Annotated in this window: 19 protein-coding genes; 8 read left to right on the forward strand and 11 right to left on the reverse strand. The window is 59.0% G+C overall.

What is annotated here, in order from left to right; all coding sequences use genetic code 11:
• Window positions 1-76: 76 nt before the first annotated feature.
• From FHX15_RS13430 to cml, 5 genes are all read right to left on the reverse strand, one after another.
• The gene (locus tag FHX15_RS13430) at window positions 77-841 is read right to left on the reverse strand and encodes a hypothetical protein (protein WP_184397798.1); all 765 of its coding nucleotides are present in this window, start codon (window positions 839-841) and stop codon (window positions 77-79) included.
• 116 nt (window positions 842-957) lie between these two features.
• The gene (argC, locus tag FHX15_RS13435) at window positions 958-1881 is read right to left on the reverse strand and encodes an N-acetyl-gamma-glutamyl-phosphate reductase (RefSeq protein WP_184397799.1); all 924 of its coding nucleotides are present in this window, start codon (window positions 1879-1881) and stop codon (window positions 958-960) included.
• A gap of 78 nt (window positions 1882-1959) precedes the next feature.
• Window positions 1960-2913, reverse strand: a complete 954-nt coding sequence (gene speB / locus FHX15_RS13440) for an agmatinase (protein ID WP_184397800.1) — start codon at window positions 2911-2913, stop codon at window positions 1960-1962.
• Window positions 2903-3271: an antibiotic biosynthesis monooxygenase gene (locus FHX15_RS13445; protein ID WP_184397801.1), complete on the reverse strand. Its 369-nt coding sequence runs from the start codon at window positions 3269-3271 to the stop codon at window positions 2903-2905. Before FHX15_RS13445 ends, speB begins: the two co-directional genes overlap by 11 nt.
• A gap of 91 nt (window positions 3272-3362) precedes the next feature.
• Window positions 3363-4550: a CmlA/FloR family chloramphenicol efflux MFS transporter gene (gene cml / locus FHX15_RS13450; protein WP_184397802.1), complete on the reverse strand. Its 1188-nt coding sequence runs from the start codon at window positions 4548-4550 to the stop codon at window positions 3363-3365.
• A 280-nt stretch (window positions 4551-4830) separates the two neighbouring features.
• Here cml and FHX15_RS13455 point away from each other — a divergent pair, with 280 nt between their 5' ends.
• Window positions 4831-5208: a VOC family protein gene (locus tag FHX15_RS13455; protein ID WP_184397803.1), complete on the forward strand. Its 378-nt coding sequence runs from the start codon at window positions 4831-4833 to the stop codon at window positions 5206-5208.
• A 56-nt stretch (window positions 5209-5264) separates the two neighbouring features.
• On the opposite strand, the gene rpsI is transcribed toward FHX15_RS13455, so the two are convergent.
• Together rpsI and rplM are read right to left on the reverse strand one after the other, a co-directional pair.
• Window positions 5265-5738, reverse strand: coding sequence for a 30S ribosomal protein S9 (rpsI, locus tag FHX15_RS13460; RefSeq protein WP_184397804.1), 474 nt, complete (start codon window positions 5736-5738; stop codon window positions 5265-5267).
• Window positions 5739-5741: 3 nt separating this feature from the next.
• Entirely contained in the window at window positions 5742-6206 is a 465-nt protein-coding gene (rplM, locus tag FHX15_RS13465) for a 50S ribosomal protein L13 (RefSeq protein ID WP_184397805.1), read from the reverse strand.
• A gap of 348 nt (window positions 6207-6554) precedes the next feature.
• Between rplM and FHX15_RS13470 the strand changes: the two genes are divergently transcribed.
• A complete protein-coding gene (locus FHX15_RS13470; RefSeq protein ID WP_184397806.1) occupies window positions 6555-7388 on the forward strand; it encodes an enoyl-CoA hydratase in 834 nt (277 codons plus the stop codon).
• On the opposite strand, the gene FHX15_RS13475 is transcribed toward FHX15_RS13470, so the two are convergent.
• Window positions 7389-8225, reverse strand: coding sequence for an EamA family transporter (locus FHX15_RS13475; RefSeq protein ID WP_184397807.1), 837 nt, complete (start codon window positions 8223-8225; stop codon window positions 7389-7391).
• A gap of 477 nt (window positions 8226-8702) precedes the next feature.
• Window positions 8703-9026: a hypothetical protein gene (locus FHX15_RS13480; protein WP_184397808.1), complete on the reverse strand. Its 324-nt coding sequence runs from the start codon at window positions 9024-9026 to the stop codon at window positions 8703-8705.
• A gap of 103 nt (window positions 9027-9129) precedes the next feature.
• On the opposite strand from FHX15_RS13480, the gene FHX15_RS13485 reads away from it, so the two are divergent.
• The 6 genes from FHX15_RS13485 (at window position 9130) to FHX15_RS13510 (ending at window position 17431) form a co-directional block, all read left to right on the forward strand.
• The gene (locus FHX15_RS13485) at window positions 9130-9558 is read left to right on the forward strand and encodes a CoA-binding protein (RefSeq protein ID WP_184397809.1); all 429 of its coding nucleotides are present in this window, start codon (window positions 9130-9132) and stop codon (window positions 9556-9558) included.
• A gap of 113 nt (window positions 9559-9671) precedes the next feature.
• A complete protein-coding gene (locus FHX15_RS13490; RefSeq protein ID WP_184397810.1) occupies window positions 9672-10955 on the forward strand; it encodes an O-acetylhomoserine aminocarboxypropyltransferase in 1284 nt (427 codons plus the stop codon).
• A gap of 1045 nt (window positions 10956-12000) precedes the next feature.
• The gene (locus FHX15_RS13495) at window positions 12001-12972 is read left to right on the forward strand and encodes a sensor histidine kinase (RefSeq protein WP_246778948.1); all 972 of its coding nucleotides are present in this window, start codon (window positions 12001-12003) and stop codon (window positions 12970-12972) included.
• A gap of 785 nt (window positions 12973-13757) precedes the next feature.
• Entirely contained in the window at window positions 13758-13952 is a 195-nt protein-coding gene (locus tag FHX15_RS13500) for a hypothetical protein (protein ID WP_064801787.1), read from the forward strand.
• Window positions 13953-14812: 860 nt separating this feature from the next.
• Window positions 14813-15157 (forward strand): cupin domain-containing protein, encoded by a 345-nt coding sequence (locus FHX15_RS13505; protein WP_184397811.1) that lies wholly within the window; start codon window positions 14813-14815, stop codon window positions 15155-15157.
• 147 nt (window positions 15158-15304) lie between these two features.
• Entirely contained in the window at window positions 15305-17431 is a 2127-nt protein-coding gene (locus FHX15_RS13510; RefSeq protein WP_184397812.1) for a bifunctional diguanylate cyclase/phosphodiesterase, read from the forward strand.
• 160 nt (window positions 17432-17591) lie between these two features.
• Here FHX15_RS13510 and FHX15_RS13515 read toward each other — a convergent pair whose 3' ends face one another.
• Window positions 17592-18836, reverse strand: coding sequence for a cytochrome P450 (locus tag FHX15_RS13515; protein WP_184397813.1), 1245 nt, complete (start codon window positions 18834-18836; stop codon window positions 17592-17594).
• 45 nt (window positions 18837-18881) lie between these two features.
• On the reverse strand, window positions 18882-20135 hold the full coding sequence (locus FHX15_RS13520) for a GGDEF domain-containing protein (protein ID WP_184397814.1): 1254 nt from the start codon (window positions 20133-20135) through the stop codon (window positions 18882-18884).
• Window positions 20136-20387 lie beyond the last annotated feature (252 nt).

Here is a 20387-nt window from a genome sequence, read left to right on the forward strand (position 1 = left end):
CGCCGCGAAAAGCGACAGTCTTTTGCTGTGGCGCACGACGGCACAGGTATGCGTGAAATCCTCCGGTCATTTGCACTTACGGATCAGGACCGCGGATTTCCTCCTGCAAGCGCTCGAAAGCCGTTGGGAACAACGTGGCGGGCGGGCTGTAGGGATTGGAAAAGGCATAGATGAAGAAGAGGATGATGCCGGTAAAAACCCCGAAGATCGATAGCAGCAGCAGGTTGCGACCGTCGGGCGCGTAGGGATAGTAGCCGATGGCGGTGAAGATCACTCCCGAAACCGCCGCAAACCAGAAGATCAGGCTGATCGAGTCGGTGCCGCTGTTTTCCCGCCGGTCGCGGGATTCCGAAATGGTATGGATCTCTTCGAGCATATGGTTGCGCAGGCTCTCCGGCTTGGCATTGGCGGGGGCCAGTTCGAGGATCTTCAGATAGGCGATGTTCCATTGATCCCAGGCCGCCGAAGAGAGTTCGCCGGTTCGCCCCAGTTCGCTCCATTCCTGCTCGATGACGATACGGACATAGTCTTTCAGCGCCTTCTGAATCGGTGCCTGCGCCGCCGGACCATAGCGCTCGGCATCGTAAAAGATGTCGCCGACCGCATTGCTTTCCACCGCGCTTTCCGTTCGCAGTGCCTGGTATTCGATCATTTCCTGCGCAAAGACGAGGGCAAGGATGAGCGCATGCAGGCCGGCGATGCGGGTGATGACAGAACTCGCCAACTCCCTGTCGCGTCCGCCCGGGTCACCGCCCATGAGCAGATACATGAAGTAATAGGCCGCAAGCACGGTTGCGGTCGTGCCTCCGATGATGGCGATGCCGATCAGAACCGACGCCATTTCGCTCCCCTCACATGGGAAGTGTACGGCTTTCATAGCAGGCGGGCAATCGTATCGGGACCACTGCAGACGAGGAGAACACGCCGCAAGCGCCGGCAACAGGTCGATGCTGGGCGTTATACGCCCAGCATCAGGTCCATATTCTGCACAGCTGCACCCGAGGCGCCTTTGCCGAGATTGTCATAGACGGCGACGAGCAGAGCCTGCCCGATATCGTCATTGGCAAAGACGTGCAGGCGCATGCGATTGGTATTGTTGTAGATTTCCGGGTTGAGCTCCGGCGTGCGCTCCGACGCCCCGAAGGGAGCGACCTCCACGAAGCCCTTGATGCCGGCATAGTAGTCGGCGATGGCGGCGTGCAGGTCGGCGCCCTTCGGCACCTTGGGCAGATGCGAGAGTTGCAGCGGAACGGTCACGACCATGCCCTGTGCGAAATTGCCGACGACCGGCTGGAAGAACGGCACGCGTCCGAGCTTGGCATAACGCTGCAGCTCCGGCAGATGCTTATGCTTGAAGGTCAGGCCATAGGGCATGTATTCTGGCGCGTCCTCGCCCTTGGCAACATAATCCTCGATCATGGTGCGTCCGCCGCCGGTATAGCCGGAAATGCCGTTGACTGTTACCGGGAAGTCGGCCGGTACGAGGCCCGCCTCGATCAGCGGGCGCAGCGTGGCGATCGGACCTTGCGGCCAGCAGCCGGGATTGGCGACGCGCTTGGCCGAGGCGACGATACCGGCCTGGTCCTTAGTCATTTCCGGGAAGCCATAGGCCCAGCCTTCGGCGACGCGATGCGCGGTCGAAGCGTCGATCACCTTCGTCCGGTCGTTCTCGATCAGGCTGACGCTTTCCTTGGCGGCATCGTCGGGCAGGCAGAGGATCGCGATATCGGCCTCGTTGAGCAGGGCAGCGCGCACTGCCTTGTCCTTGCGGCTCTCGCTCGGGATCGACAGCAGCTCAAGATCGCGACGCTCCGCCAGACGCTCGCGGATCTGCAGACCCGTCGTTCCAGCTTCGCCATCGATGAAGATCTTTGCTGCCATGATAATCCTGCTTTCAGTGGGTTCGGATCGCTTGCGGAATCAGTTTGCCATGAAGTTGAATCAATTTGATAACGGCATTCAAGTTGCCGTCGCACGCCGTTCGGCGTGGAGGCCCAGCATATACATTGCGACCGTCGCCCCCGCAATGGCGGTGATGTCGGCGTGATCATAGGCCGGCGAGACTTCGACGACATCGCCCCCTCTGACATCGAGCTGTTTCAGCCGCTGCAGCACGGAGAGGATCTTCGCGCTGGAGGGGCCGCCGGCAACGGGCGTGCCGGTACCCGGCGCAAAGGCAGGGTCCAGGCAGTCTATATCGAAGGTCAGATAGACGGGCGAACCCTTGGTATGCGAGATGATCGCGGAAGCGATTTCTGTCGCGCTCATCTCCTCGATCTGATGGCCGTAGAGGATGTGAATGCCGAAATCCTCGGGCGCATGGGTCCGGATGCCGATCTGGATTGACCGGTCGGGATCGATGAGGCCGGCCCGCACGGCACGCGCCACGAAGGAGCCGTGGTCGATGCGGCGCTCGTCATCGAACCACGTGTCCTGATGCGCGTCGAACTGCACGAGCGCCAGCGGGCCGTGCCGCGCGACATGCGCCTTCAGGAGCGGCCAGGTGACATAATGGTCGCCGCCGAGGGTCAGCAGGAAAGCGCCGCTGTCGAGAATGGCGTTCGCCTGCCGCTCTATGGCGGCGGGCGTATCCTGATGGTTGCCGTAATCGAGCAGGCAGTCGCCGTAGTCGATGACGGCCATCTCGGCGAAGAGATCGCGCTGGAACGGATATTGCGGGTCATTGTCGAAGATCGCCGACGCCCGTCGGATCGCCTGCGGCCCGAAGCGCGTGCCCGGCCGGTTGGAGGTCGCCGCATCGAAAGGAATGCCCCAGACGACCGCATCGGCTCCGGTCAGATCTTTGGTGAAGCGGCGGCGCATGAAGGAAAGCGCGCCGGCAAAGGTCGGGTCGGAGGCAGCCGATGTGAGGTTCTGCCCCGTGAAGGCATGGTCGATGGTCTTATTCGCCATGGAAGGCTCCTTCCTCTGCGCTAAATTCGTAGGCACGTTCTACCCGCGCAATGCGCACCTTATATTGCTTGTACCAGCGCTCGCGACCAAGCCGCTGGGCGGCCAGATGGCTGACGACCTGTTTCCACGCCGTGAGGCTTTCCTCGTCGGCCCAATAGGAATTGGTGATGCCGAAGCCATCGGCATCCCGCGCGCTTTCTGCTCCGAGACAGCCCGGCTGCTGCAGCGCCAGCTCCGCCATTCGGTCGGCCATGGCGCCGTAACCATTGTCTCCTTCCGTGCGGATAGAGGAGAAGGTCACGACGTAATAGGGTGGCTCGGGCGTGGCTGCAAAGGGTGAGGGCTGGGTGGTCGACATGCTCAGGTTCCTTGTCTCAATAGGAAGGGGTAGGCGAGCTGTCGCCATATTGCAAGGTAAGGCGGCGGAGCTCGTCCGCCGCCTTGGAGCCTCAACCTCTTAGGCGAATAGCCCGCAAGCCGAGCAGAGTGATCGTGCCCATCACCGCGCAGTAGCCGGCGAGCGGCCAGGCTGTGTCGCCGCCCGCAAAGAGCACGAAGAGCGTGCCGACGCAGCCGACGACAAGGCTTTCAACGCAGAAATAAAGCGCCACCGCCGTCCCCGCCGTTTCGCCAAATGCCGCCAGCGCCCCGTTTGCCGTAACGGCTGTCGTCAGCGTGATACCGACGGCAATGATCCACATAGGCAGGACGAAGCTTACGAAGGAAGGCGCAAGGAACACCTCGCCGATGCCGAGCAGCAGCGCGCCCGCAAGAAGCAGACCCATGCCGCGGGCAAGACTGCCGGCCGTTCCCCACCTCATGACGAAGCGTCCGGCGAAGCGGGCCGACATGATCATTACCGCTGCCGCTGTAGCGAAAGAAAGACTGAAGGCAAGGCCTGAAAAGCCAGCGTGTTCGATCAGCACGCGCGGCGCGGTGGAGAAGAAGACGAAGAACGCCCCCATCGCCGCGCTGAAGCCCATCGTGTAAGTCCAGAAATCCGCGTTGCTCAGGATCGTCAGAGGATCGATCCTGGCATTCGACGGGGTTTTCGGTCTCGTCTCATGCCATCCCCTGAGCGCATTGATAATTGCTGCAAACATCAATACGCCGAGCAGCAGAAAGATGGCACGCCATCCCGAATGATCGGCGATGATGGCGCCTGCTACCGGTCCGAATGCCGGCACGAAGGAAAGGATCGCGCCGAGCAGGCTATAGATGACGACGCCTTCGGGCTTTTCGGCATAGACGTCGCGCACCGTGGCAAAGGTCGCGACGAGGGCAGCCGAAGCGCCGGCGGCCTGAAACAGCCGCAGCGCGACGAACGCTCCGGCCGAAGAGCCTGCCGCAAGCAGAAGGGACGACAAGGCAAAAAGCAACGCTCCGCCAAGCAGCACCGGGCGCCGGCCAATGCGGTCGGAGAGCGGGCCAAAGAGCATCTGTCCGGCGCCGAGGATCAGCATGTAAAGGCTGAGCGTCAATTGAACGACCGTCGCCGACGTGCCGAGTGCTTCTGGCATCATTGGGACGACGGGCAGATAGATATCCATGGCAAGCGAGGTCAGGATATCGAAGGGTGCCAGAAGCAGCAGTGCCGCCGGCTGGGAATAGGTCCAGTTCCTGTTTTGGGAAGGCATAGGTCTTCATCCGTCGAATGAGTTCATTCGGCGGCTGTCTGCCGTCTCATCGCGAGCTGGATTGATGGGACAGACGCCGCAACAACATCGAAAGGTCGTCGCGGCCTATCTGTCTGCGGACGGGGTAGCTCCCATATCAGGTCCTGTCTTGTCTGGTTTAAAAACCTGATCCCGCTGTAGCAGCCGGTGGCACCGGCTACAATAGGCGAGCGCTGCGCGTTGACTTCGCAAATCGCTTCCAAGAAGCTGCGCCGACCGAACCAGGAAGGAGCTACAGGCAATGTTCGACCACATTTCAATCGGGGTCAGAAGCCTCGATAGATCGCGCCAGTTCTATGATGCAGCCTTGGCGCCGCTCGGCTACGAGCGTCTGTCGAATTTCGATGGAACAATGGGATACGGCGCCGAGAGGCCTGCCTTCTGGGTGAGTGAAGTGGAGCGCCCGGTGCCCGCCGATCGCGGCTCGGGCCTGCATTTCTGCTTCGTCGCCACGAGCGAAGAAGCCGTGAAAGCCTTCCACGCCGCAGCGCTTGCTAACGGCGGCGAGGATAATGGCCCGCCGGGCATCCGTCCGGATTACGGACAGTTCTATTATGCAGCCTTCGTCATCGATCCGGACGGCTATCGGCTGGAAGCCTTCTTCAACAAGCCTGAGTAAAGAGAAAAGGCCGGGCGAAAACCCGGCCTTTCCACGAAAGCATATCGAAAAAGCGATTAGCGCTTCGAGAACTGGAACGAACGACGGGCCTTGGCCTTGCCGTACTTCTTACGTTCGACCACGCGGCTGTCGCGGGTCAGGAAGCCACCCTTCTTCAGGACCGAGCGCAGGCCCGGTTCGAAGTAGGTGAGGGCCTTGGACAGGCCGTGGCGAACGGCACCGGCCTGGCCGGAGAGGCCGCCGCCGGCAACGGTTGCAACGATGTCGAACTGGCCGTCACGGGCAGCCGCAACGATCGGCTGGCGCAGGATCATCTGCAGAACCGGACGGGCGAAGTAAGCCGTGAAGTCCTTGCCGTTGACGATGATCTTGCCGGAGCCGGCCTTGACCCAAACGCGGGCGACGGCGTCCTTACGCTTGCCGGTCGCGTAGGAGCGGCCAAGCGAATCGACCTTGCGGACGTGAACCGGAGCAGCAACAGCGGCTTCCGACGACGTGCCGAGATCTTTCAGGGAGGAGAGGTCAGCCATTTATCAGGCGCTCCTTACGTTCTTCTTGTTCAGCGATGCGACGTCGAGGACGGTCGGCTGCTGCGCTTCGTGGGGATGGTTCGGGCCCGCGTAAACACGCAGGTTCTTCATCTGGCGACGGCCGAGCGGGCCGCGCGGAACCATGCGCTCAACAGCCTTCTCGAGGACGCGCTCCGGAAAGCGACCTTCGATGATCTGGCGAGCCGTACGTTCCTTGATGCCGCCTGCATAACCGGTGTGCCAGTAGTAAACCTTGTCGGAATACTTCTTGCCGGTGAAAACGACCTTTTCAGCGTTGATGACGATAACGTTGTCGCCGTCGTCAACGTGAGGCGTGAAAGTTGCCTTGTGCTTGCCGCGCAGACGCATAGCGATAACAGAAGCGAGACGGCCAACGACGAGCCCTTCGGCGTCGATGACGACCCACTTCTTCTCCACCTCTGCAGGCTTCTGGGAGAAGGTTGCCATAATTGTCACTCTTTCTTGGATCCCCATGCCCGAAGGCGAGGGGCGTTTCTTGTTGCTTGGCTTTGGTCGGCAGTAAGGCAGACCAAAAAGAAAGCAGCCCCGAAAGGCTGCATTTCCGGCGCGGCTTATAACTTCAATCGCTTATGAGGTCAATATGAGCCATCTTGGCGGTTGGAAAAATAGAGAAAATGAAAACAATGACTTAAGTATGGGGTATTGTGATACCTCAATTTAATGCTCCTGAAATGCCGAAGTTTTACCCTTTAGAGTGCCCTCGCGCCGTATTCGGCTCGAAATTGCCGCTCCCCTGTGGCACAAGAACCGAACACAGACAGAGCAGGGAACGCCATGGCCGAGATCGTATCTTTTCGCAAGGACCCAAACAGCGCAGGCGACGGTGACCTCGTTCTCCGCCAGCTGGCAGACGGCATATTGCGCCTGACGCTCAATAATCCTCCCGCCAATGCCCTGTCTTTATCCGTTATGGAAACGCTTATGGGCGAGCTGCAGGGCGCGGCCGGCGACGAGGATATACGCGTCGTCGTCATCGCTTCGACCGGCAATGTCTTTTCCGCAGGCCACGACCTCAAGGAACTGACGGCCCATCGCGCCGACGATGACGATGGCGTTGCCTTTTTCGAGGAGAGCTTCGCGCTTGCCGCCGATCTGATGCTGGAGATCAATCGCCTGCCGAAGCCAGTCATTGCCGAGATCGACGGATTGGCGACGGCAGCGGGCTGTCAGCTTGTCGCAAGTTGCGATCTTGCGATCTGCACGGATACGTCCACCTTCTGCACGCCGGGCGTCAATATCGGTCTTTTCTGCTCGACGCCGGCTGTGGCCGTCTCGCGCGCCGCCCACCGCAAGCAGGCGATGGAGATGCTGCTGACCGGAGAGACGATCGATGCCTCGACTGCAAAGGATTTCGGCCTCGTCAACCGTATCGTGCCGAAACAGTATCTCACGCAGGTGGTCAGCAAATACGCGTCCATCATCACCTCGAAGTCGCCGCAGGCGCTCAGGATCGGCAAGGAAGCCTTCTACACGCAGCTCGAAATGCCGGTGGCGGAAGCCTATGATTATGCTGCAAGCGTCATGGTCGACAGTATGCTAACAGGCGATGCGCAGGAGGGCATCGGCGCCTTTCTCGCAAAGCGTACGCCCGAATGGAAGGGCGAGTGATCAGGCAAGTTTCAGGATCAGCCCGCCGGTCGCTATGATAACGCCGGCGAGGTAACGCCAGACGCTGGCCTTCTCCTTCAGCACCGTGACCGAGATCACAAGCGCAAATAGGATGGCGGTTTCCCGCAGCGCTGCAACGGCCGCGACCGGAGCCTTCGTCATGGCCCAGAGCGCCAGCCCGTAGGAGGCAATCGAGCCTGCGCCGCCGATCAGTCCGCGCCACCAGTTGCGCCGGACATGCTTGACGACGGTCAGCAGACCGCGCTGCGAGAGCGCCCAGGAAAAGAGCAGGACCGGCGGCAGCAGCGACATCCATAGCGTATAGGAAACCGCATTGGTGGAAAGCCGGGCGCCGATCCCGTCCACATAGGTATAAGTTGCGATCACGCAGGCATTGATGAGGGCCAGTCCGACCGCGTGGCGGCTGCCGTGGCGTGCCTCGAAGGCGAGCGTGAGAATGCCGGCGCAGATCGTCATGGTGCCGATCAATGCGCCGTCAGGCAGCTGCTCTCCGAGAATGAAGCCGCTGGTAGCGACGATGAGCAGCGGCGCGGCGCCACGCATCAGCGGATAGACAAGACCGATGTCGCCGGCTCTGTAAGCGGCGGCAACCAGCTGAAAATAGATGAATTGGAGGATGGCGGAGGCGCCGATGAAGGGCCAGGCTTGCGGTTGCGGCAGGGGAAGCAGCGGAAGAAAAGGTAGCGAGGCGACCGCGCCGCCTGCAGAGATTAGTGCCGCATCGAGCGACTTGTCCGCGCCCGCTTTGATGATGGCATTCCATGTCGCATGCAGAAGAGCACCGAAAAGAACGAGAAGAACGACATCAAAGGCCAAGATGGATGATCCGGAAGCAGCGCAGCAAAATGTTGGAAAGCATCACAGCCTTCCCGTCTAGAACTGCTTTGAAATGACAACCTGTATCTGTGCTATTTAATCTGAAGAGGTACTCCGCATCTTCGAATTTGAATACCATGGATCAAACGAGTGAACAATTGCTCATCGTTGTGGCAATTTCTGCGTGCGCTCGAAATACGTTCAATTACGGCCGGCTCACTCAACTATGAGATGTTTCTAATGAATACGTGAACATATCATGATCAAATTATGCATGAAAGGTGAAGTTATGCGGAAGAGAGAAAATATCTCCAATCCTATGATGCTGAAATATAGAGATTATTCCATAGTTTTGAAATGATTATAAATTCACAACCAGGCGATATTTTACAGATTTTTGTAGCCGTAAATTGAATATCGATCCTTTCGCGGGTGCGAAAGGATCGATAATATTCACGGTTTCGAATGACTTCCGGATTATAGGCTGTAGTGTGGAATGAAGAACATCCCGTCAAGGTTGTCGATGTTCTGGCAGTTCAGCACGCGACACCTTGGATTGTCCTTGGACGGAATGGTGGTCCATTCCGCATAGTCGGTCGCATCGCAATAGTTGCTGTTGCGGACATAGCGGTCGTAGAGAGGAAGGCCGCGCGGCGAAGTGTAGCGAAAGATCACGGCGCCTTGGTTGTGGATCGCTGCCCGCACGCTCTGGCAGCTCATGGCAAGCGGATTGTAGCGCGAGATCGCAAGCGCCGGCGAGGCGGCCAGCACGAGCGCAAGGGCAAGAGCGATTTTTATCATGGGTGAATTTCTCCCCGATATGTCCGACACTTATATATACGCTGAAATAAGCCGTTGGTTTCAATGAATCGCGATAATGAATCCGTATCCGGGAGCTATAGATATGAATCATGATGCCTATGCCGACGACTATCTCTCCGGCATTCTGAAATCCGTGAAAACCATCGCGCTGACGGGAGCGTCGCCTAATCCGGCCCGGCCGAGCAACGGTGTCATGGGTTATCTCCTGTCGCGCGGCTACAAGGTCATTCCCGTCAATCCGGGGCAGGCGGGCAAGCAGATCCATGGCCAGACCGTCTATGCCCGCCTTGCTGACATTCCGGAGCCGGTCGATATGGTCGATGTCTTCCGCGCATCCGAATATCTTGATGACGTGGTGGATGAGGCGCTGGCGCTCGAGTCCCGGCCGCAGGTTGTATGGGCGCAGCTTGGCGTGCGAGACGATGCAGCCGCCGCCAAGGCGGAAGCCGGCGGCATCAAGGTCGTGATGAATCGCTGCCCGGCAATCGAATACCCGCGTCTTCTCGGCTGACGCCATCAGAACGGATTTTCTCCGGAACGCGCAACGGTTGAAACAGATCACGATTAACTTTCGCGTTTGAGCGGCTATGATCGCGCCCGCTAACAATTGTACGGGAGGACGACATGGCCAAAAACGATCCGGGATTCAACACGCTGGCGATTCATGCGGGCGCCCAGCCCGATCCGGCTACCGGCGCGCGGATTACACCGATCTATCAGACTACGGCCTTCGTCTTCAACGATTCCGAGCATGCCGCAGCCCTCTTCGGCCTGCAACAGTTCGGCAACATCTACACCCGTATCATGAACCCTACACAGGCGGTTCTGGAGGAACGCGTCGCAGCACTTGAAGGCGGCACGGCTGCTCTTGCCGTTGCTTCGGGCCATGCTGCGCAGATGATCGTCTTCCACACGCTGATGCGTCCCGGCGAGAATTTCGTCGCTGCCCGCCGTCTCTATGGCGGTTCCATCAACCAGTTCGGTCACGCCTTCGAAAATTTCGGTTGGCAGGTGCGCTGGGCCGATTCGGAAAATCCCGACGACTTCGAGAGCAAGATCGATGACAAGACGAGGGCGATCTTCATCGAGAGCCTCGCCAATCCCGGCGGCACTTTTGTCGATATTGCTGCAATCGCCGAAATCGCCCACCGCCACGACCTGCCGCTGATCGTCGACAATACCATGGCCACACCCTATCTGATCCGGCCGATTGAGCACGGCGCCGATATCGTCGTGCATTCTCTGACCAAATTCCTCGGCGGCCATGGCAATTCCATGGGCGGCATCATCGTCGATGGCGGCACCTTCGACTGGTCGAGGACCGGCAACTATCCGATGCTCTCCAGCCCGCGGCCGGAATATAACGGCGTCGTATTGCACCAGACCTTCGGCAATTTCGCCTTCGCAATCGCCTGCCGTGTGCTTGGCCTGCGCGACCTTGGCCCGGCCATTTCGCCCTTCAACGCCTTCCTGATCCTGACCGGTATCGAGACGCTGCCGCTGCGCATGCAGCGCCATAGCGACAATGCGATTGATGTTGCCAAATGGCTGAAGGCCCACTCCAAGATTGCCTGGGTGAACTATGCCGGCCTCGAGGACGACCCGAACCACGCTCTACAGCAGCGCTATGCGCCGAGGGGTGCAGGCTCGGTCTTCACCTTTGGCGTCAAGGGCGGCTACGAGGCGGGCAAGACGCTCGTCGAAGGGCTGCAGCTCTTTTCGCATCTTGCCAATATCGGCGACACGCGCTCTCTGGTGATCCATCCGGCCTCTACCACGCACCGGCAGCTGACAGACGAACAGAGGATCGCCGCCGGCGCCGGGCCGGACGTGGTGCGGCTCTCCGTCGGCATCGAGGATGTGAAGGATATCATCGCCGATCTTGAGCAGTCGCTATCGAAGATCTGAGTGTTCTTCGCAGCAAACGGTTGCAGGCCTCCCGCAAAATATTCAGAGCTTGGGAACTTTCGTAGCGCAGCGATGTAATGCGTCCGGGTCGCACGGCTGAGGTTTCATTTCGCCCCGAACCTCAAAACGGTCGGACGACCTGTCTAACTTCCCTTTGCCCGCTTCGGCGGGCTCTCTTTTGCGATCTATACGAAGATTTGATGCAGGGGTCTTTAGTCCGATTGCTGGCCGCAGTCCGTCTGCTAGTTACAGTATTGGCTGGCGCCTAGAGTACGGAAAGGGTGGCTTTCCTGTCCGGGGGCCGCCCTTTTCGATCCGTTCTCGCGGAATTCTTGTCTGCTTCCCTGCGGGCTTCGGTATGACGGGGATCACGCCGCGGATGGGTTTTAGAGCCGCCGTCGGCGTACGCTTGCGCCTTCAATTCTTTAGGCTTTAAAGCACCGCAATAGTCCCTATCTAAGCGGGCGGACGGGCAGCTGTCTGCTGCTAGCTGCCGCCATTGCGCTATGCCTTTCCTGCCGCCGTTCGCGCAAGACCACACAAAGGGCATCGAAAAATGCACGTGCATCAAGTTTCGTTCTAAAATACTGTTCGGCAGCGTCGAAAGTTTCTCCAAGATCAAAATCGACGCGCCCTGTCATCCGTTGTCGGATGAAGATAACAAGTAATCGGTCCATCGCGCATCCCCCAAGCCCCACCAAAACAGAATTGGCAGGTCAGGACACCCGAACGAATTTGCCGATATTTTGTTCCGCGAGGCAGCTTCGTAGAACCGTCCACTCGGAAGGTGATCATGAGGTCAGGCGTCGCCCCGCGCGATCCCGAAGCCTTTACGCAGCAAGGAAGACGTACCGCCATGGGGGTCGAATACGGCATCTTCACGCTTGAATATTCTTCTTCGTAATGCGCGGTTACTTCCGCGCGTGGCCGACTGGCGTAGCTTGTTGCATCCCGGAAGGACATCGGAAGGCTTGGATGATGGGTGTATGATGACCCCTCCAGGCCTTCCGCCCAACAGGGACCTTGGCCTGTGAAGGGAGCTTCGATGGCCATGGAAAATCTCCTGCTTGCGGTGTTGTCCAGAACGCAGACTTCGACGCTGGTGCGTTACTCGGTCACCGTTGGCATCGTGGCTTCGGCTGCGCTTCTGCGAGCGGCGCTCGATCAATCTCTGCAAAACTACCAGCTGCTTCTGTTCGTACCCGCGGTCTTCCTGGCCGCCTTGTTGTTCGATCGAGGCTCCGGTTATCTCGCCACCGTTTTGAGCGCCGTGATCGCCACATGGATTTTCATTGCTCCCACGTGGAGCGTGGCCATCGGGGCTGATCAATGGCTCCCTCTCTTCCTCTTCGTCGTGATCGGTTTCGGCATTACAGCTGTGACCGAGAGCCTCAGGCGCGCCGTCACAAATCTGGCCCGGTCGGAGAAGGCGAGGGCCGTCCAGTTGGAAGAACTCGGCCACCGCACCAAGAACGATCTGGCCACCGTGGCCTCACTTCTACGCCTTCAGGGACGCGCCATGGAACAAGGTCCAGCCCGGGCCGCCTTGGACGACGCGGCCTCCCGGCTGAACGTTATCGCGCATGTGCACCGCCATCTTCAGGAAAGTAACGATGACGGCGCGGCGGTCGACATCGCCTACTATCTGGAAGAGCTGACCCAAGGGCTGGCCGATCTGCTGAGTGACGTGAGGCCAATTGCCCTCAGGGTCAGGAGCCCGCACCTACTCGTCCCCTCGAACAAGGCCTCGTCCATCGGCCTGATTGTCAACGAATTGGTCACGAACGCCTTCAAGTACGCCTTCCCGAACGACGATGGCGGGAGCATTGAGATTACGCTGACTTTCGAAGGAGCGGACATCTTGATCACCGTGGCAGACAACGGGGCGGGGTGCCCGCCCGACCTCGGCGACGGGATCGGATCGAAACTCGTCAAGCTGATGGCGGCGCAGTTCGATGGCGAGGTGATCAGGCACCCCTCGGAGAAGGGCTGCCGTGTCGAGGTCAGGCTGAGGTAGCCCGACGAGAAACCGCAGGCTTTGTTCGATGGTATCGAATATGGTTGTCGGGGCAGGGATTCGAACCCCGCGTCACAGCTCGAAAGCTGGAAGCAACCTCGGATACCCGAGGGATGGGGAGAGCGCCACGCTCCGATTACGCTTACGCCCGACTAAACTATTAACTTCCGGGTCTTGGGATTGTTCCTAGTGGGATATTCTGCTCCCGCCCATATCGCCCCCGGCCGTTGAACAACGCCAATGAGCCTTCGATGCGTAAAGATGGCATTTTAGACCTAGATAGCTTTTGTTGTACCAAGCTCGAGTTTTGGTCTCGGCCGATGGGGCGCATGGTCCCTGGCGGTCTGGGGGGATCGCGCGTCGCGCGCTGCCGAATAAATGCCGCTTAATCCGCAATATCGTCCGGATAAAGCCCTCGACGGCCCTTCGATGGGTTCGGACGAACGTACATCATTTGTTACTTCGCAGCTGCGGTAATTGTCATACGATTCAAAACGCTAAATAATCACAAAAATCAGTTGCTTGCTTGAAGTTTCTCGACTACGTTTCTTACACAAGAGCTCGGAAATACCTAGCCCCTTGCCGGCGATACTCAGTGGTCGTTCGGCTTGCTTGAGGGAGGATGATAACGTTGTTTGTCCGACTTCGTTTCTTCGCAATGGTGCAGCGAGTGCGTGATCTCGTTTCGATCCGTTACCGACCGACGACGGCAATCTGACGCGTCGTAAACCCTTTGTCCACTTTGTCTAAGATGGTGCTCCCGTGTGGCGCGCTCGAGGTTTGTTATGCAAAAGCAAGCTGTCGTATTCAACGGTCAGGAAGTCGGGATCGCGGTCCCTGTCGAAAACCGCCTGAAATTCATCGCTGTCCGCTTCAATGTCATCGACTTGGACAATAGGCTCTTCGACACGGTTACCGAAATCCGGCGCGCTATTACGGAGCATCTCGCGTCCAGCGGTCGCGCGATCGCCTCTCACTGAGTGCAGGAGATATTCTTAAGCACCACAGCACAACTGGGATTGCAGGCTCACTTGTGGGGGCGAAAGAGCATCATCTGTCCTCGCTTGCCGAGGCGGTTCCGTGCCGACGCAAGCTGACTGAACTCTCGCAGTCGCCATTCGTTGAGAAGGCATTTCTGCGCGGTCTGATTTCGACCGCCGCAATCCGGACCTGGTTCTGATCGCCGCTGCAGGTGGCCAGAACTTGTCGCAAGGCGGCGATAGACTTTGCTGGGGCCATTTAGAGCCCGAAGCCAAACTGGTTCGGCTGTGAAAAGTCTTTTATTCCAGCTCTCGGCCAATCGCACTTCCTGTCGAACTGCAGTTTAGAGACGGTGCGGTGGCAAGTTGGGTCTGTCCTGAACGCATAACCTGGGAGGGAGATGTAGCGACTTGCCGGCATGCCGAACACCAGGCAAATCGTCAATGCGGCACAAAAAGGCTTCATGGATGCCTCCCTTGTGGTGTCAAGGGTCGCATTTTCACATAGAGCAACGCTCTCGGACATATATCAATTTGTGCTAATACTGCATCTAGGCGACATACCAATGGCTGCGAAGAACACCGAGTGTCCTCCTTAGCAAGGTTGTAACTTCGCAGACTACCTTCGTCTGGATACAACCACCGGATCAGTGCGCGATTTGAACAGAGTCGGGTGCTATTTCGTTCGCTATGTGTCACAGTTGCTGGCGCTCGCGTCACCGCCGGCCGCACGCCTGCTTCCGGCGTCCGCGATACTAGGAATTTTTGATTGTCGCGATGGTCGGCGAGTTTTGTCCCTGCCGATTCGCTCTTTTTGTGCTTAATCTCTGCCGCGAAAGATACTGAGAGAAAGGGTGACCATGGCAAACGCGATGCCTTTCGATATCGACAGCGTCGAACCGGAAGTCGGCGCTCCCGTTGCTGACCGCATCATTTCCGGCAATCCGCAATTCCGCACCTGGAGCCTGGAAGAGGCCGAAGGGGGTCTCTATGCCGGCATCTGGGAGGCTACGGCTGGCAAATGGCGGATCGTCTACGAGGAATGGGAATATTTCAGCTTGCTCTCCGGCTATTCGATCGTAACTGAGGACGGCGGTGAGCCGGTTCATCTGAAGGCGGGCGACCGGATGATCCTCAGGCCCGGCTTCAAGGGAACCTGGGAAGTCGTTGAAACGACTCGCAAGGATTATGTTATCAAGGTTTGAGGGGCGACCGAACGACAGGTTTTGACCATTCTCGTTAATGGTGCCTACATCATCATATGATAGATCTGATCTGCAGCGCATTGCGGACATGATGTCTCCTGCCGTCACCATAGACATGGCCTTGCAATTCATCTTTTCAGGATTGGCATGTCGTCGAATCTTGCGGGTGGGCACGTTCGGACCCAAACGTCTTCCATCATTACGACAACGGTCTGTTTTGTCCTTGTCGCTCTCGTCTTGACAGGCCTCATGGCCCATGTCGTGGTCACGATGGCCCGATCTGCAAACGAGATCGATGATGCCAGGGCCACTCGCGCCGCCCGTGCGGCGATTGCAGCTTTTGCCAGTCGCCTGAGCGCGACAACCACGGACAACGCCGTTTGGGATGACGCGTATCAGGCGATTTCATCCCCTGCTGCCGCGGATTGGGCCTATGAGAACTGGGGTAAGACCAGTGCGGATTACGCGCTCTACGACGGCGCGATCGTAATTGGCCCCGACGGCTCCTCGATCATCTCCGCCTATGCCAAAGGTAAGCCCTTCGAGCCGGGTGCGTTTTTTGGCGATGCCTTTTACCGGCAGATCGACAAAGCCGCCGCCCCGGGACGGGGGCCGGTCGTCAATTTCATAAAGACCGAAACAGGCATCGCGCTGATCGTGTCACAGGCAGTCCAGCCTTTCGCCGCACAAGGCGAGCTCCCGAAACTGAGCGTGCTGAGCCTCTACAAGGATCTCACGCCAGAAGTTCTCAGCACGCTTTCGGGCGAACACGAACTCGAAGGGCTGCGTATTGCTGCCACGCCAGAGGCGGGCCTGCTGAGCACCCCGATCACAGACATGGGGGGTGACGTCATCGGTCATCTTGTCTGGCCTAGTAAAGCGCCCGGAAATACCGTGTTTCACCAGGTCTATCCTTACGTTGCTGCTGCGGTCATCATCCTCGTGATGTTCCTTGGGGGTGTCCTGCTGGTAGGTGCGATCGAGGCCCGGCGCCTGCACCAGCAGGCGCAGGCAGCGATCTTCCAAGCGAACCACGATAGCCTAAGCGGCCTGTTGAACAGGCATGGGCTTCTCGCACTGCTGGAAGAGTTTGAAGGCAATGACTTTTCCTCGCCCCGGCTCTTTCTGGTCGATCTCGATGGATTCAAGGCTGTCAACGACGCCTGGGGGCATGCGGTAGGGGATGATCTGATCCGGATCGTATCGAGGGCCCTCATCGCCTGCCACCCTGAAGCCGTAGCGGCGGCACGGCTGGGAGGCGACGAATTTGCGCTGGTGCAGATTGGGAACGCTGCACGCAAAGAGATAGAAGAAACTGTTTTGGGACTGTTTGCCGAACCCTTCAAGATCGACGGGCGGACGATCGAAGTCGGTGCTAGCATCGGGTCTGCCGCGCGAGAGGAAGACATGACGCCCTTGGAGCTTCTCCGCAGGGCAGACATGGCGCTCTATCGCGCCAAGGAAAATGGCAGAGGCCGGGCGATCGAATACGACCCGGAACTGGATCGGGAGCGTCAAAGGATCGCCGAAATGGAAGGCTTGCTTAAGAGCGCTATCAGCAATGGTGCGATCGAAGCATTTTTCCAGCCGCTCGTCTCCGCCAGCACAGGCGTTGTCACCGGTCTTGAAGCGCTTGCGCGTTGGCGGGCTCCAACTGGCAACATCAGCCCTGAGATTTTCATTCCGCTTGCCGAGCGGTGCGGCCTCATCGACGCGCTCGGCGTTCATATGCTGAAAACATCGATAGAACACGCCAAGAATTGGCTCGATCTGACATTGTCGGTGAACGTTTCGCCGGTTCAACTCTGCAATCCGGAATTCGCCGCCGAAGTGATCTCGCTCCTGCACGAGCTCGATTTCGATCCGAAGCGCCTGACATTGGAGATCACCGAAGGCGTGCTCATGACAAATCCGGAACAGGCCCGGCGGTCGATAGATCACCTTAAACAGGTCGGCATAAAATTCGCCCTTGATGACTTTGGCTGCGGCTATGCAAGCATCGGCGCACTGAGGCAATTCGGGTTCGATCGAATGAAGATCGACCGCTCGCTCGTCTCCGCTCTCGACCAAGGCTCGAATGGCGCCGATGTTCTGAGGGCAACCATCTCTTTGGCGACCGCTCTGCAGATTCCCGTCACGGCGGAAGGCATCGAGAATACGCGCCAGGCGGCGATCCTGCGAGAGGCTGGCTGCGATCAGCTGCAAGGCTATCTGATCGGAAAACCTATGTCGGCAAACGACATCTCCGCCAAGCTTCAGGACCATGCCGCATGAGGCCGCGCCCGACGGCGCAGATCTTTCAGCCGCCGAAGGTTAAGAGCACAGAACTACACCGGCCGCTACGGCTGATATGACACTCTCTTGCGGAACAGAAGCGGCCGGCATGCGATGAGGATGCCGGCCGCTTTCGTTTCGCGATATCGGAGATGATGGCTTACCAGACGAGATCCAGGCGATCGAGGCCGTGGAAGTGATAGACATCCTTGACGACAGGCGTCTTCGCCAGTTTCAGCCCTGGCAGGCGCTTGAACAGGATCGGCAGGACGACGTTGAGCTCCAGCCGCGCCAGTGGTGCGCCGATGCAGAAATGAATGCCGGCGCCGAAGGAGAGGTTGGCCGCCTCGTTGCGGTCGGGCTTGAAGGTGAGGGGATCGCTGAATTTCGCCGGGTCGAGATTGGCGGCCGCCAGGATCATGCTCACCTTGTCGCCGCGCTTGAACTCTATGCCGTCGATCTCGGCGGGTTCGAGAGCCCAGCGCTGGAAGATGTGGACGGGCGCGCAGATACGCAGCGATTCCTCGACGGTACGCTCGGTGGCAGCTTCGTCACGGAAAAGCTCGGCCGGATCGTAGCCGCTATCCAGGATGACGCGCACCGAATTGCCGATCTGGTGGACCGTTGCCTCATGGCCGGCGTTGAGCAGCACGATGGTCGTCGAAACGAGCTCGTCTTCCGTCAAGTACTGACCTTTGTGCTCAGTATGGATCATGTGGGTCAAGAGGTCGTCGCGAGGTTCGGCACGGCGTTCGGCAATGACGGTCTTCACGTAGTCGGAAAATTCCCGGGCCGCTTGCTCTGCTGCGTCCTCGTCCGCCCGGGTGCGCCCGAACATATACATGCGCACATAGGCATGCGACCACTTGAGCAGCTGCGGTCCCATCTCCTCGGGAATGCCGATCATGCGGGCAATCATCGTCACCGGAATGATATCGGCGAAGGCTGATAGCAGCTCGACTTCGCCCTTGCCGGCAAAGGCGTCGATCAGCCGGTTGGCAAGTTCTTCGATTTCGGCCTTCATTTTCTCGACATGGCGCGAGACGAAGGCGCGGTTGACGAGGGTGCGCAGCCGTGTGTGTTCCGGCGGCTCCAGTTCCAGGAGCGAATAGCGCTCAGCGAGATCGAAGCCAGCGATATGCGGATCGGGATCGGGAAGGCCGAGCTCCTCACGGCTGGCAATATGCAGGATCTGCCGGCCGAAGCGGCGGTCGCGCAGCAGTCCGTTCACATGATCGTAGCCAGTGACGAACCACTGCTTCTGCTGTTCCCAGTAGAAGGTGGGGCAATGGGCATGAAGCGCTGCATAGACCGCATTGGGGTTGCTGTAGAAAGCCGGGTCGTTGCCGTCGAGCGACACGCGGCGGGTTGCTGGATCGATCTTGAGAAAGGGTGGTATCATCATGGGCAGAGGCTTAGCGGATTTGCCGGGCCCCGAAAAGGTAGCGGTTTAGCCCGCGCGCGAGAGTACACCCATACGGCGCAACGCTTCGACCTGATCGTCGACGGTCGGCACTAGTTCTCCGGCATGCGAATTCGGTTCGCCAGGCGCGGGTGCTGCGGTCTCCTCCTCGCCGAAGACGACCGTACAGTTGCGGCCGGCAGCTTTTGCCGCATAGAGCGCCCGGTCGGCGGCCGATACCATCCGGTCGATATTGGCCTCGATCGCTGCGGACAATGCGATACCGACGCTGACAGTAGCGGGGATCAGTGCCTCGCCGGTACTGACCGGCAGGCGGCAGAATTCGGAGCGGATCGCTTCCGCCAGTGCTTCCGCTTCCGTCTGATCGCGGACCGTCACGAAGGCTGCAAACTCCTCGCCGCCCATACGGCCGAAGATATTATTGGGGATGTATTGGCGGGCAAGGCGGGCAAACGCAGTCAGGACGGCGTCGCCCGACTGATGGCCGAAGCGGTCGTTGACCCGCTTGAAATGGTCGAGGTCGAAGAGGATGACGCCGACTTGATGCTGATCGTCATGCGCCTTTTCCTGAATCTTATCGAAATAGCCGAGGAGGCCGCGCCGGTTCAGAACGCCTGTCAGCGAATCCGTAAGCGTCAGGAGGCGCAGGTGGCGTTCCGACCGTTCCATGATGAGACGACAGGTGAGCGCGAAGGCGATGGTGAGCAGGAAGGCGCTGGCCATGGCGGCCCCGCCGCCGAAATTCGTCGCCTCCTTGTCCGAAGGAAGTATGAGCGCCATCGCCACAGCCACGCCGAAGCAGAGGAAGGCCTGCAGCACGAAGATCGCCATCAGCTTGATGCGCGTGCGCTCGCGGTTGATGTCGCCGGCGGCGACCGCCATGGCAAGAGCAGTGGCCCCGGTGGCCGAGGAAAGATTGTAGAGAATGACCCGGTTGGAATAATCTTCGTTGATCCACGGCAGAAAGACGCCGGCAAGCCAGATGGCCGGCGGCAGCAGCGCCCACCATTCCAGCTTCTTGCGGTCGAGCACCAGAAATCCGGCGGCCCAGGCGCTCTGGCCGAGCAGGGCGACGGCATTGCCGATTTCGATTGAAAGCAAATCTGGAATTTCGCCGCGGGCTGCGACGAGCGCAAAGCCCAAGCCGCTGAACAGAAAGCCGAGCCCCCAATAGAGGTAGGCGCCGCCTTTCTGGTTGTGGCGCCAGGCCACGAAAAGAACCAGAGCCAGCGTCAGTGCTTCGGAGCACCAGATGGACAGACCTGTAGCGACATTGAACACGGCAGCAACCCCTTGAATGTTGATCGCATTCTGGCCGAAGAAGCTCGCCGTTTGATTAATGGGATAAATCTGACATGGACGATCTGCCGATAAGCTTTCCGCCTGGTAAATGCGCGTAATATCCCTGAATGCGGTAATGCTTCCTTCATCCTCTCACAGAGAAAAGCTGTGTGAGGCAAAGGTGGGGCCTCGCCGTTAGCGGGCGCTTAGAGGAAACGGGATAAGGAAATGCCAAACCCCATCCAGCGCCCG

Source organism: Rhizobium sp. BK650, assembly GCF_014195325.1.
In the GTDB taxonomy this organism is placed as follows: domain Bacteria; phylum Pseudomonadota; class Alphaproteobacteria; order Rhizobiales; family Rhizobiaceae; genus Rhizobium.

Bases quoted from the DNA above. Each gene is read 5' to 3' on its own strand.
- FHX15_RS13455 (WP_184397803.1), top strand. From the start codon at position 4,831: ATGTTCGACCACATTTCAATCGGGGTCAGAAGCCTCGATAGATCGCGC.
- FHX15_RS13495 (WP_246778948.1), top strand. From the start codon at position 12,001: ATGGCCATGGAAAATCTCCTGCTTGCGGTGTTGTCCAGAACGCAGACT.
- rplM (WP_184397805.1), bottom strand. From the start codon at position 6,206: ATGGCAACCTTCTCCCAGAAGCCTGCAGAGGTGGAGAAGAAGTGGGTC.
- FHX15_RS13430 (WP_184397798.1), bottom strand. From the start codon at position 841: ATGGCGTCGGTTCTGATCGGCATCGCCATCATCGGAGGCACGACCGCA.
- FHX15_RS13445 (WP_184397801.1), bottom strand. From the start codon at position 3,271: ATGTCGACCACCCAGCCCTCACCCTTTGCAGCCACGCCCGAGCCACCC.
- FHX15_RS13510 (WP_184397812.1), top strand. From the start codon at position 15,305: ATGTCGTCGAATCTTGCGGGTGGGCACGTTCGGACCCAAACGTCTTCC.
- cml (WP_184397802.1), bottom strand. From the start codon at position 4,550: ATGCCTTCCCAAAACAGGAACTGGACCTATTCCCAGCCGGCGGCACTG.
- FHX15_RS13505 (WP_184397811.1), top strand. From the start codon at position 14,813: ATGGCAAACGCGATGCCTTTCGATATCGACAGCGTCGAACCGGAAGTC.
- FHX15_RS13470 (WP_184397806.1), top strand. From the start codon at position 6,555: ATGGCCGAGATCGTATCTTTTCGCAAGGACCCAAACAGCGCAGGCGAC.
- FHX15_RS13480 (WP_184397808.1), bottom strand. From the start codon at position 9,026: ATGATAAAAATCGCTCTTGCCCTTGCGCTCGTGCTGGCCGCCTCGCCG.
- FHX15_RS13485 (WP_184397809.1), top strand. From the start codon at position 9,130: ATGAATCATGATGCCTATGCCGACGACTATCTCTCCGGCATTCTGAAA.
- FHX15_RS13500 (WP_064801787.1), top strand. From the start codon at position 13,758: ATGCAAAAGCAAGCTGTCGTATTCAACGGTCAGGAAGTCGGGATCGCG.
- FHX15_RS13515 (WP_184397813.1), bottom strand. From the start codon at position 18,836: ATGATGATACCACCCTTTCTCAAGATCGATCCAGCAACCCGCCGCGTG.
- rpsI (WP_184397804.1), bottom strand. From the start codon at position 5,738: ATGGCTGACCTCTCCTCCCTGAAAGATCTCGGCACGTCGTCGGAAGCC.
- argC (WP_184397799.1), bottom strand. From the start codon at position 1,881: ATGGCAGCAAAGATCTTCATCGATGGCGAAGCTGGAACGACGGGTCTG.
- FHX15_RS13490 (WP_184397810.1), top strand. From the start codon at position 9,672: ATGGCCAAAAACGATCCGGGATTCAACACGCTGGCGATTCATGCGGGC.
- speB (WP_184397800.1), bottom strand. From the start codon at position 2,913: ATGGCGAATAAGACCATCGACCATGCCTTCACGGGGCAGAACCTCACA.